The sequence below is a fragment of the Pseudanabaena sp. FACHB-1998 genome (assembly GCF_014696355.1).
In the GTDB taxonomy this organism is placed as follows: domain Bacteria; phylum Cyanobacteriota; class Cyanobacteriia; order Pseudanabaenales; family Pseudanabaenaceae; genus Pseudanabaena.
In genome coordinates, this window is the sequence record NZ_JACJQA010000038.1 from 12,170 (window position 1) to 23,865 (window position 11,696).

Consider the following 11,696-nt stretch of genomic DNA (forward strand, 5'->3'; position numbering starts at 1 on the left):
GTTACTTAACCATGCGTTCGATATTTGCAATTTTTCTTACTTTATTTCTAGTCTTTCATCCTGCGGCGATCGCCCCTGTGCAAGCTCAGGTCAACCTTACCGAAACTGAAGCTAAGCAATTAGATGCATTGGTGAAAAAAGCTTTTGATGCAACGGATGCAGGGGAATTTACAGAGGCGGAGGGCTATTGGACAGATTTGATTAATCTCTATCCCGACAATGCCGCAGGATGGAGCAATCGGGGCAACTCGAAAATGAGTCAAAATCGACCACAGGAGGCTCTCGCTGATTACAACAAGTCCGTAGAACTTGCGCCCGCTTATCCCGATCCCTACCTCAATCGTGGTGCAGCGCTAGAAAGTCTAGGCAAATGGGAAGAAGCGATCGCTGACTATAATCGCGTTTTAGAAATTGATCCCAAGGATGCGGCGGCTTATAACAATCGTGGTAATGCTAAGGCGGGCTTAGGTAAATGGGAAGAGGCGATCGCGGATTATCAAACGGCGATGCAGGTAAATTCGCGATTTAGTACAGCCTTTGGCAATCATGCGATCGCCTTGTACGAAGTGGGCAAGACCGAAGAAGCGATTAAAGAAATGAAAAATATTCTTCGTAAATATCCCAACTTCACTGATGTCAGAGCAGCTTTGACAGCCGCACTCTGGGCTAATAAGAAAAATGGTGAAGCTGAGAGCAATTGGGTATCGGTCGAAAATCTCGATCCCCGCTATCGAGATATTAATTGGGTCAAAAATATCCGTCGATGGTCACCTACATTAGTCACATCGCTGGAAAAGTTTTTAACTTTAAAGTAAATATTCCCTAATTGAGGGTATGTGGCAATGTAAGTTTTGCTTAAGACATACAAACCAAAAAGCGAGTTGCGGCACTTCGTGCCGCAACTCGCTTTTTGGTTTGTAAAGTCAAAGTTTTGATTATGGATTAGTAGGAATGGAAATCTTGATTTCGCGGCGTTGTTGATTTCTAAAGTTAGTAACAGCATCATCTAAAGATTCAGCTTGATCGGCACGGAATTTTTCGGGGGACTTACCATTCGCTAAGTTGATGTTATTAATTAGCTGAAGTATGTTCAAATTACTACCGCCAATGCTAAGGGAAGATTTTTCCTGTTGTTGAGCTTCGCGTAGGGTTTGCTCAGCAAGAGTTGGTGCAGTATTAACTTGTGCGATCGCCCCTGATGCGATCGTTGTTGCTGATAGGGTTAGAGCAGCAATCCCTGTAGTCACTAGGGAAATTGTTTTTGAAATCATAGTTTTGTCTCCTTAAATAACATCTACTTTCTAGTTTATACCAAAATTTTTTATAGCAACATAACTACAGCGATCAATGCTGACTTAAAACTCTCAAAGATTTTTGAAAGCGTTGTGAAGTGACGCTTTCAAAAATCTTTGGGTACTACTCGCGTCTACCCCAAACTGGAATATCAATCCATGAAAGGGTGACCACACTTTTGTGGATTAAAAAGCAAATCCCATAAGGTTTTTCACAACTAAAAATGGTATAGCCATTTTTAGTTTCGGTATAACTTTGATTAAATAGCGATCGCTATTTACAAAAATCGGCGCAATGCATCGACTTTTTTTAAATTGAATAGTCCAAAGGAAAAGATTTGGCATCTCTTGGCTCGATATGTACCTGTTGCTGGGGTTGTAACTTTAACTCATCAAAGCGCTCGCGCGTTAGGTGAGCAGTTAATACTTGACCATCCCCCAAGGCTAGCTCCGCCTGTACCTCCCAACCTAAATGAATCAATCGGGTAATTTGAGCCGCAATAGAACTGCTGGTGGGTTCCGTCGCAATCAAAATATCACGGGGACGGATATAAACATCTGCACTTTCTTTGTGTTGATGGATTTTATGAAACTCACTAACTTGGCTGCGATTAGCAGGTAGGACATTTACGGGGCCAATGAAACTCATTACAAAAGGCGTTGCTGGATTGTCATAAACTTCCGCAGGTGTGCCAATCTGCTCAATCCTGCCTTTATTCATCACCACAATTTCATCGGAAACTTCCATCGCTTCCTCTTGGTCATGGGTCACAAATACACTGGTCACATGGACTTCATCATGGAGGCGGCGCAACCATGCGCGTAATTCTTTGCGAACCTTGGCATCCAATGCGCCAAAGGGTTCATCTAACAAAAGCACATTAGGCTCAACGGCAAGGGCGCGGGCAAGGGCAACACGTTGACGCTGTCCGCCCGATAGTTGGGAAGGGTAGCGATTGCCTAAGCCCTTGAGTTGGATTAGTTCCAATAATTCTTCAACGCGATCGGCAATTTTATCCTTGGGCTGTTTGCGAATTTCTAGACCAAAGGCAATATTTTTGCGGACGGTCATGTGTTTAAAGAGGGCATAGTGCTGAAACACAAAGCCAATATTGCGATCGCGCACATCTTGATCGGTGGCATCTTTACCTGTAAGAAAAATTTTGCCACTATCGGGAGTTTCTAGCCCTGCGATCAGCCGCAAAAGTGTCGATTTACCAGAACCTGAAGGACCTAGTAGCGCCACTAATGAACCTGTCTTGACCTCAAGATTAATATTGTCTAGGGCTAAAAAATCGCCAAAGCGCTTATTTACATTTTCTACAACAATGCCCACGTTGCACTTGCCTCAAATTGTCTTGCTATTTGTCTTTAAGATAGTTAACTGGATAGCTTTTAGCAATCTCCAGTTAGCCTATGTGTTTACCGTTGATTTTAAATATTATCACATCATCATCCCTTCCCCGTCAAAGAATAGGTTTTAAGTAGCTACTGGATTAGTGGGGCGGTGCAAAGCACCGCCCCACTAATCCAGTAGCTACTCCCTTCGCAAAAAAATAGGCGTTAAGTAGCTAGGCATAATTAATTACCAACCAAAACCCGTAAAGTTGCACCCCGTAGGGGTGCAACTTTACGGGTTTTGGTAATTATTTTGAGTGAATAAATAGGCGTGCGCGGCGAAGCCGCACACGCCTATTACTTGGAAAAGGAGTATTCACGGCGAAGGTAGTAAAAACCTGAATAAGCTAAGTTTTTTAAAATCCTGACAGCTAACTAGGGTTTATCGCTAGAGTGGTTATATGAGCTTCAAGATTAGGCTTTTTATCCCAAATTAATCTATTGCTGATTAAGCCTGCTCCGAAGGCAATGTATCCAGAAATTGTAGGGAATTGTGGATTACCTTCAAGAATTTCTATTATTTCCTGTAATTTAGTTTTATGAAATCAACTCCATTTATTCCGATCGCTGTATTTATACTTACCCTTGCCTTACTCGGCTGGGGATATTTTCGCGCACGGCGATTTGGCAAGCTAGGACTACTTTCTTGGCTGCAATTCGTTTCCCTGATGTCGCCTTGGCTAGTGTACTTTGGGCTATTTGTGTCAGGTATTTTTATTAATTTCACCACGCTATTATTCTTACTATTAAGTTCGACGATCGCCTATGTGGTGATTGGCAATCAATTGCGAAAGGCTGTCACCGAGGAAAGAGCAGTAATTGAGCAGAAACTCAAACAAGATCTCAATGCTAGCGATGGCGATCGCCCTTTATCTAATAATCCTTCTAATAATTCTCCCAATAGTGCACCTAATAATCCCTCTTCTCCAAATAATCAATCGGCAAATACGCCCATTGCTCTGGCCATGGCTCAGGGCAAAACGCAGCTTAAACGTTTTCAGCCCGTACCTGTGGAAGATATGAAACTCATACAGGGAATTTTTGGAATTGAGACTTACTATGTGACGGAAACCATTCCCTATCAAGAGGGCGCGATATTTAAGGGGAATTTGCGCGGAGAAGCAGACGAGGTGCATGATCGGTTATCGAAATCCTTAAGCGATCGCCTTGGCAATAAATACAATCTCTTTTTAGTGGAAGGTCAAGATCGTAAGCCTGTAATTATTGTGCTGCCCCATCGAGATTTGGCGATCGATAATAATACAATTCCTCAAAAAATCTTGATTGCGGTACTAATTCTTGCCAATAGCTACACGGCTGTAAGCTTAGGCGCACAGGTGGCGGGGATTCCTGTAGTGCAGAATTATCAAGAATATCTAGTGGGTTTACCCTTTGCCCTTTGCCTTGGCGCAATTTTAGGGATTCGCGAATTTGCTATGCGCTGGATGGCGCGGAAGTACAAGGTGCAGATGAGCTTGCCCTTTTTGTTGCCTTCGTCGCAGCTAGGCTCCTTTGGGGCTTTTAGTCGCATCTATTCGCCTTTACCAAATCGAGCAGTGCTATTTGACATCGCGATCGCCCCCGCCCTTGCTAGCGGTTTATTGTCCTTAGCTATATTGCTAGTGGGCTTACGGCTATCCGCGATCGGAATGGGTAGCATTGATATTCCTAGCCAAATTTTTCAAGCTTCAGTCTTAGCAGGAACCTTGGCTAAATTATTTTTAGGAGAAGCGCTGCAAAATAGCTTTATTTCCATTCATCCTTTAGTGATTTTGGGATGGCTAGGCTCGGCGATTACGGCTCTGAATTTGATGCCCGCGGGGCAATTGGATGGCGGACGCATTGTCCAATCGATCTATGGCAGACGTACTGCTAGTTGGACTACGGTGCTGACCTTGATCTTTTTGGTAATTGCGACGGTAATTAATCCCCTTGCGCTTTATTGGGGAGGGATTATCTTAATTCTCTTGCGAGATCTCGAACGCCCTATGCTCAATGAGTTGTCGGAACTAGATGGCGATCGCGAGGCGTTGGGAGTTGTGGCTCTATTTTGGATGCTCGTTACTTTGCTACCCCTTACCTCTAATGTGGCGGCACGACTAGGCATTGGCAATTCTGGCGGACTACTTCCATAGAAAAAAGAGGTGCAATGCACCTCTTTTTTCTATGCGATAGCCAAGCGGCGTTCAGTCTAAGGCTTTAAGGCGGCGCTTTGCGCCGCCTTAAAATATTTTGATTTTGAAGAAAGGTGCAACGCACCTATTTTTTTAGGCTGGATCGGAAGGGGGTTTGATGGATTTATCCTTGATTTCAGGAATATTTCTCATGGCGGATGGGATATTCGTACTCTCGCCAAAGGGTTGTTTGGCGATCGCCTCTACGACATTGGTATCGGTCATCGCTAGGAGTGATTGAATTGCGGCGGGAATTGAGTTGGGATCCATAAAGAGGACTTTGCTGCTCGGACTCTCGCCGATCGCCTTGCCCATTTCCAAATATTTTTGAGCAAGTAAATACTGGACTGCCTCCTGCCCGTGGGGATGATTAGCGATCGCCTTGGCAATGCGCTCGATTGATAAAGCCATAGCTTCAGTTTGTTCTAGCCGAACCTTTCGCTCCGATTCGGCAAGGACTTTATTGGATAGCGCCACCGCTTCCGCTTTTTTGATTTCTGAAGTTTTTTCCCCTTCCGACAGAGAAATCATCGCCTTTTTCTCAATTTCGGCAGCCTTTTGCTTTTCCATCGATTGCAACACGGAGGTGGGAATCGTAATTTCGCCTAATCTCACCCGCAAAACTTTGATGCCCCAATCTTTGGTATCGCTGGAAATCCCTTCTAAAATATCGCCGTTAATCCGTTCTTGTCCGCCAATAATATTATCCAGATCACATCGCCCAATCTGGGTTTGGATTTGGGTAGCAAGGGACACGACTAAGGACTTGTCTACATTTTCGATGTTGTATCTTGCTTTTTGCAAATCTGTAATTTGCCAGTACATGACTCCGCTAACGCTGACGCTGACACTATCTGAGGTGGTGCAGGGCTGGGGAGAAATTTCGAGAACCTGTTCGCGGGAGCTTTTAATTAAGGCAATGCGATCGAGGAATGGTAAGACGATATTTATTCCCGGTTCCATCGTCTTTTGATATTTACCAAACCTTTCAACCAATGCAATTTGACCTTCTTCGATAATCTGAAAGGAGCGATAAATATAAGTGCCGCTTAAGAGGGCAAAGACAATACTTAAAACTGTTGCTTCCATAGATAAGTCTCGGACAAATCTCTCATAGCAAGATGGTCTGCGAACTTAAAGATGAGAGGCGCTTTGCGCCTCTCATCTTTAAAGTGATCTAGCTGGCTATTTCTATTTCGTGATCTCCTAAGTGAGTCACAAATTTAGGAGTAAACCGCACTTCATAGGGATAGTTAGGACTGATCGGACGACCATGCCACTCCGTATGAATACGGACAATTTCTCCCTCCAATCCTGTAATGTCAAAGGCTTTGCCCTTATGTTCAGGATGGTGAAAGACACTTAATGTTGTTTTGATACGAACGCGATCGCCAACCTTCATATATTCCGATATATCTAAATGTAAACAATATGTATCAATTATCGCTTGTCTAGGTGGTCAATCAATCGTCAAAACACAAATTTATCAAAGAAAGAAATAGCATTTGGGTCTGTCTCTTTCTTTGATAGTGAAAATAAAAGACCAATTTTTAGTGCCGTGGCTTCGCCACGGCACTAAAAATTGATCTTTTATTAAATCACAGCCCTTTTACTTAGTCTGGGACTTCTGGTAAAACTACTTCTAGTTTGGGAGCATGACCCCAAAAGGCTTCTAGATCGTAGTATTCACGCTCTTTGTCCATCATGGCATGAACGATTAAGTCACCGTAATCTAACAAAATCCAAGAGCCATCCTGCTCACCCGCAATATTTCTGGGTTTACGTCCAAATTGTTCAGAAATCTTTTCTTCGACCATTCCTGAAATTGCTTTGACTTGAGCCTTAGAAAAGCCTGACACAATCACAAAATATTCTGCTAAGGAGGAGACTTCACCGATCGCCAACACAACGATATTTTCTCCCTTGCGATCGTCAGCCGCAGCTACGGCTGCCTGAACCATTTGATAGCTTTGGTCTTGTTCTCTTTCACTTAGATGTAGATCGGCGGGGGTAGCGATATCGGTTGCGATTGTCATAGTGGGTGGATTTACTCCTAGTAATTTATAAAGGTAGCTAGAGCAGTCAATGTCTGCTGGCGAACCTAGCCTTTATTGTAACTCGATCCCAAAATCTTCTGTAATAAAAATCGACGGGGACGACCCAAGATCCAGTAACTTACCGTCCCCTCATGGTGATGCAGTCGATAGCCAAGGCGATCGTAGAGGTTACGGGCGGGCTGATTACTTTCTAGCACATGCATATATAACGATGAAAATCCCCATTGCTTGACCGTTTGTTCGGCAGCTAACAATAGTTGTTTAGCGACACCACGTCGTCGCCATTGAGGATGCACTGCCAAGTTAAAAATGTAGGGATGTTGATTCATCTCACTCCATAGCCAAAAATCACGATAGGATTTGGCTGGCACATGGCGCATACAGATTTCGAGGGATGCGATCGCTTGGAAATTATTTGACGGATGAGTAGCGACTAGACAAGCATAACAGGGAGTTTTATCGTCAAAGCGGCTATTGAGGTCAAGCATGATCCCATAGCGCAATAGGGGATATACCAAGTCCGTAAAGCAACGGAGCAGTAAATTAACTTGATCCTCGGGACTCCGATAAAAACTCTCAGTTAAGATGTCTGCAACGTGACCGACATCCCTAGAGCTGGCGTGACGAATAGTAAAAGAAGATTGTCTATGCACGTTTAGCGTTAACCGCTTAGCGATAATTAAGTAATTTATGACAGCGCACAGCGCTGTAAGAGCGATAATAACGCAAGTAACTCATTTTACGAAGTAGTTTCTTGGACTAAATATCCCGCCGCAATGACCAATCTCGATCAGCCTAGCTCTAGCAAAAGTTCTCCCAAAATCTATCCCCGCAAACAGTTTGGTCAGCATTGGCTAAAGAGTGATGCTGTTCTCAACAAAATTTTACGGGCGGGACAATTGCAACCAAGCGATCGCATTTTAGAAATTGGACCAGGGACAGGCAATCTCACTCGTTTACTCTTGCCTTTTGTGGAGTCGCTTACGGCAGTCGAGATTGATCGCGATCTTTGCGAAAAACTGCGTAAGACCATGCATCAGCCTAATTTTCTTTTAATCGAAGGTAGTATTCTCGATATTCCTCTGCCTCCGCAAACCAATAAAGTGATTGCAAATATTCCCTACAACATTACAGGGGAAATTCTCAAAAAGTTATTAGGAACTCTAGCTGAACCCATTCACCAGTTTGAACAGATTGTCCTCTTAGTCCAGAAAGAAATCGGCGATCGCCTTGCGGCAAAGGCAGGACATAAGGCTTATAGCTCCCTAAGTGTGAGGATGCAATATTTGGCAGATTGTCAGTTTATTTGTGATGTTCCTGCTTCGGCATTCTATCCACCACCCAAAGTCACTTCTGCGGTAATTCGACTAATTCCCCGTCCGCCGATCACTCCCGCTAGCGATCCAAAGTTTCTTGAACGTTTAATTACTTTGGGTTTTGCGACTAAACGCAAAATGCTCAGAAATAATCTCATTCCTGAAATTGATCGCGATCGCTTAGTTGAGATTTTGGAATCGATGGGAATTAATGGACAGGTGCGTGCTGAGGATTTGGATGTTACCCAATGGGTTGCCCTAAGCGAAGCAGTATTAAGAACAAAATAGGAAAAAGTTACAGTGTTGCGAAGCAACACTGTAACTTTTTCCTATTTTGTCGAATTGATTGGGAATTATAGCTGTGGTCACTTGTATTAGGGCAAATCAAAACCTAAGAAGACGAGTTGCGGCGCTTCGCGCCGCAACTCGTCTTCTGGTTTTGTGTCCTAACAAGATTGACCACAGCTATACAGTAAGAAATGGTGGAGCCATTTCTTACTTTGGGCTTAGAAGGTGAAGACAGTTCTTAAAGTACCGATGGTAATCGTACTATTGCCACTGTTGTTATTAGGATTGAAGATAAATTGTAGATTGGGAGTGATGCTGATATTAGTTGAAATTGGAAAGCGATAGAATAATTCCAAATTAGTTTGGGTAGCATTCCCAACTTTGCTCTCAATAAAGGGTTGCCCGATCGCGATCGCCCCTGTGGCTCCTTCTTTAAATAAATCAGGAAAGGCGAAACCTGCTGACCATGTTTGTGGGCTAATGGAATCGCCTGTAAAACCTGCATTGATATAGGTATTCAGCGCATTAGCGATCGCCGTACCGCGATTGCTGATATTGCCAAAGCCATAGCGTCCAAAAATCGCGATCGCTTTATTCACTGCCCACTCAACATTTAATCCGCCAATGTTGTAGTCCAAATTATTAACAGAGGCGCGAGTATATTGCAATCGCAGAGCAAAAGGTGCGGCATTTTCTGCATTTTTTGGCGCAAACTCTAGCTCCACTGTGCCTTGATAGGCATCGCCAAATAGCCCTTGATTAATGGGATTGCCGTTAGGATCTAAGGCTCCATTTGGACTGGCTCCATTCGCGGCAACATATCCCGCCCTAAAAGTGAAGGCACTACGATTGATATTCCAAGTGATCGCCGCACCCGCACCATCATTTACAGGCAAAATAAGCGGATTATTGATAAACATACGGCTGGAAAAATCTACCGATTCATCATTAGCAAAGCTATTTTTATCTAAATGATCATTTAAAGCGATCACGGAACCAACGGAAGCTCTGATGTCACTACCAATGGGAAAATCATAGCGCAACCGCCCTAGAGAAAAGGTATTACCCACTTCGCTATAGTCAGCTACGGAGCTACTTTTTAATCCACTAAATCCCCGAAAAACATTATTCGCACCATCAAGGGAATTTGCCACAGTAGCGCCGCCATTGCCTGCTTCCAATCGGGTCAACAGCAAATCCTCGCCTGTAAAACTAGTATTGAAGTTCAATCGGACGCGATTAATTACGGTTGTATTTGCCTTGCCACTGTTGCCTGACAGAGTTCCATTAGGATTTACGAGATTATCTGAACCTGAGCCACTGGCGGCAATAGAGACGATCGCTTGACCTTCCAGTTTGGTCGTAGTTGAAAACTGCTGCGCTTCTAATTTGGCAGTTTTCGCATCCAGCACATCAACACGACCCCGCAAAGTTGCTAATTCACTGGCAAATTCTTCTTGCAGTTTTCGCAATGTTGCCAGATCTTCTTTGCTCACTTTGTCCGCTAAACCAGCCGAAATAATTTCATTGATTTTGTCCAGACAAGCATTTAGCCCTGCGGCAAATTCGTAGCGACTGGTCGCTTGCTTTCCGCGAAAAGTGCGATCGGGATATCCCGCAATGCATCCATAGCGCTCCACTAAGGATTGCAATGCTGTAAACGCCCAATCGGTGGGGCGCACATCACTAAGTTGAGAAACAGAGGTAACATTCTGTCCAATCACGTCTTGCCCAATGACCGATTTGTTTTGAAGTAGCGATCGCTCATTTGCAGTGGATGCAGGTTTGATGACTTGGGCAGAAGCATCAGAATTAACACAGGTAGCGATCGCCAACGCCGATAAAGCGATCGCGTTAGCTAAAGACTTCGAGACCTGTCGAGATGAAATTTGAGACATAGAAAATTTCCTCAGTAAATATAAATACTAATGCAAAATATTATCAATAACTAAACAAGAAATTACATCATACATAATTTAGGCAATATGTAGAAATAGATTTATGAGACATTACAAGCAATATCTATATCTTTTAGTACATAAGCTTACTAAGAATTAATAGTGTTAGTTATATAAGAATAATAATCATTATCATAAAGTTGATGTAAATAGGGTAACGAGAGATGGGATTCGTCTTTCAGTCTATTGGTGGACTTTTTGGCTAAGGAATCGCAAATTCATCAAGCAAATTTACGCAACATCTTAAAAAAGTAGGGAATATGATATTTTGCCGCTGCTTCATCGTCAGTTTGTTTTGCATAGAACTTGCTTGCAATTTCTAACTCTAGTTGTTCTCTATGTTGATGAGCGTTTAGGCCTTGCTCTGGCTTAATATTTTTCCAGTAGTTATCTTTAACCTTTATCACAGTGAGTAAACTCAATATTAGTTCGCGCTTTCTATTCTCGTTAGTCTCATTGTTAAATAGATTTAACCAAATATCTTTTAATTGATCTAAATTATTAAAATCTAGTCCTAGACAATTTTTTATGCGGGGGCTAATAATTTCTAAATTTGCAGCTAAATTTTTGTCTTGCTCAATTTCAAGAATCATTGAATGATAAATATCTTGAAGTAATATTTTGCTGCTTTTATAAAAAAACTGTGGTTTATGACTATCAAAAAATGACTGAAGTTCTGGAATTAGAAAATAAGCTTCTTTATGGATGAGACCTGTTACCCATATTTTATGATTTGCTTCAGCATTGTCTTTATTGATTTTTGTGTTTTCGTACAGATTAAAGAATATTTCTTGCGTAGTTTTAAATGGATAGTTGTTAATCTTTCTTATTTGATTATCTAAATCTATGATGGCAAATATTTCTTTAGGATGAATATATGCATTATTTATATCCTTAGAAATTATTTCTGATAGCGTAAGATAAATTTTCATGACATCATCACAATTTCCACAATTAAAAAATTTCGGGACTAAATCAAACTGAAACCAAGAATCTGGAATACATTTTTTATAAAAAGATGAATCTGGGGTTATCTTTTCATCTTGATCAGTTTGAGGTAATTGATTTTGATAAGACTCAGGGGATCTAGATATTCTAACTTCTTCCTTTAATATTTTTCCTTCACATAGAACAAGAATCCTATCGCGAATTCTTTCTTGCTTTAAAATGTACTTACAATAATTTTGTAATTCTTCTTGACTAAAACTCATAA

11 protein-coding genes are annotated in these 11,696 nt (G+C 42.2%); 3 read left to right on the forward strand and 8 right to left on the reverse strand.

What is annotated here, in order from left to right; translation table 11 throughout:
- Positions 1–11 precede the first annotated feature (11 nt).
- Complete coding sequence (locus H6F42_RS16010) at positions 12–815, forward strand: tetratricopeptide repeat protein (protein WP_190400376.1); 804 nt, start codon at positions 12–14, stop codon at positions 813–815.
- A gap of 120 nt (positions 816–935) precedes the next feature.
- Here H6F42_RS16010 and H6F42_RS16015 read toward each other — a convergent pair whose 3' ends face one another.
- A complete protein-coding gene (locus tag H6F42_RS16015) occupies positions 936–1,271 on the reverse strand; it encodes a hypothetical protein (RefSeq protein WP_190400377.1) in 336 nt (111 codons plus the stop codon).
- A 331-nt stretch (positions 1,272–1,602) separates the two neighbouring features.
- The gene (locus tag H6F42_RS16020; protein ID WP_190400378.1) at positions 1,603–2,628 is read right to left on the reverse strand and encodes a TOBE-like domain-containing protein; all 1,026 of its coding nucleotides are present in this window, start codon (positions 2,626–2,628) and stop codon (positions 1,603–1,605) included.
- Between the two features lie 601 nt (positions 2,629–3,229).
- Here H6F42_RS16020 and H6F42_RS16025 point away from each other — a divergent pair.
- A complete protein-coding gene (locus H6F42_RS16025) occupies positions 3,230–4,825 on the forward strand; it encodes a site-2 protease family protein (RefSeq protein WP_190400379.1) in 1,596 nt (531 codons plus the stop codon).
- Between the two features lie 132 nt (positions 4,826–4,957).
- On the opposite strand, the gene H6F42_RS16030 is transcribed toward H6F42_RS16025, so the two are convergent.
- The 4 genes from H6F42_RS16030 to H6F42_RS22350 all read right to left on the reverse strand — a co-directional run bounded on the left by H6F42_RS16030 (position 4,958) and on the right by H6F42_RS22350 (position 7,574).
- A complete protein-coding gene (locus tag H6F42_RS16030; RefSeq protein ID WP_190400380.1) occupies positions 4,958–5,953 on the reverse strand; it encodes an SPFH domain-containing protein in 996 nt (331 codons plus the stop codon).
- An 88-nt stretch (positions 5,954–6,041) separates the two neighbouring features.
- Positions 6,042–6,266 (reverse strand): ferredoxin-thioredoxin reductase variable chain, encoded by a 225-nt coding sequence (locus H6F42_RS16035; RefSeq protein ID WP_190400381.1) that lies wholly within the window; start codon positions 6,264–6,266, stop codon positions 6,042–6,044.
- A 211-nt stretch (positions 6,267–6,477) separates the two neighbouring features.
- Positions 6,478–6,900: a ribosome silencing factor gene (gene rsfS, locus H6F42_RS16040; protein ID WP_190400382.1), complete on the reverse strand. Its 423-nt coding sequence runs from the start codon at positions 6,898–6,900 to the stop codon at positions 6,478–6,480.
- Positions 6,901–6,965: 65 nt separating this feature from the next.
- The gene (locus H6F42_RS22350) at positions 6,966–7,574 is read right to left on the reverse strand and encodes a GNAT family N-acetyltransferase (protein WP_190400383.1); all 609 of its coding nucleotides are present in this window, start codon (positions 7,572–7,574) and stop codon (positions 6,966–6,968) included.
- Positions 7,575–7,697: 123 nt separating this feature from the next.
- Between H6F42_RS22350 and rsmA the strand changes: the two genes are divergently transcribed.
- Positions 7,698–8,525: a 16S rRNA (adenine(1518)-N(6)/adenine(1519)-N(6))-dimethyltransferase RsmA gene (gene rsmA, locus H6F42_RS16050; protein ID WP_190400384.1), complete on the forward strand. Its 828-nt coding sequence runs from the start codon at positions 7,698–7,700 to the stop codon at positions 8,523–8,525.
- Between the two features lie 218 nt (positions 8,526–8,743).
- Here rsmA and H6F42_RS16055 read toward each other — a convergent pair whose 3' ends face one another.
- Both H6F42_RS16055 and H6F42_RS16060 read right to left on the reverse strand, forming a co-directional pair.
- Positions 8,744–10,423, reverse strand: a complete 1,680-nt coding sequence (locus H6F42_RS16055) for an iron uptake porin (protein ID WP_190400385.1) — start codon at positions 10,421–10,423, stop codon at positions 8,744–8,746.
- Between the two features lie 281 nt (positions 10,424–10,704).
- On the reverse strand, positions 10,705–11,694 hold the full coding sequence (locus tag H6F42_RS16060) for a hypothetical protein (protein WP_190400386.1): 990 nt from the start codon (positions 11,692–11,694) through the stop codon (positions 10,705–10,707).
- Positions 11,695–11,696: the final 2 nt, after the last annotated feature.

Coding starts and splice junctions, on each gene's coding strand:
- rsmA (WP_190400384.1), top strand. CDS start 7,698: ATGACCAATCTCGATCAGCCTAGCTCTAGCAAAAGTTCTCCCAAAATC.
- H6F42_RS16060 (WP_190400386.1), bottom strand. CDS start 11,694: ATGAGTTTTAGTCAAGAAGAATTACAAAATTATTGTAAGTACATTTTA.
- rsfS (WP_190400382.1), bottom strand. CDS start 6,900: ATGACAATCGCAACCGATATCGCTACCCCCGCCGATCTACATCTAAGT.
- H6F42_RS16010 (WP_190400376.1), top strand. CDS start 12: ATGCGTTCGATATTTGCAATTTTTCTTACTTTATTTCTAGTCTTTCAT.
- H6F42_RS16015 (WP_190400377.1), bottom strand. CDS start 1,271: ATGATTTCAAAAACAATTTCCCTAGTGACTACAGGGATTGCTGCTCTA.
- H6F42_RS16035 (WP_190400381.1), bottom strand. CDS start 6,266: ATGAAGGTTGGCGATCGCGTTCGTATCAAAACAACATTAAGTGTCTTT.
- H6F42_RS16030 (WP_190400380.1), bottom strand. CDS start 5,953: ATGGAAGCAACAGTTTTAAGTATTGTCTTTGCCCTCTTAAGCGGCACT.
- H6F42_RS16025 (WP_190400379.1), top strand. CDS start 3,230: ATGAAATCAACTCCATTTATTCCGATCGCTGTATTTATACTTACCCTT.
- H6F42_RS16055 (WP_190400385.1), bottom strand. CDS start 10,423: ATGTCTCAAATTTCATCTCGACAGGTCTCGAAGTCTTTAGCTAACGCG.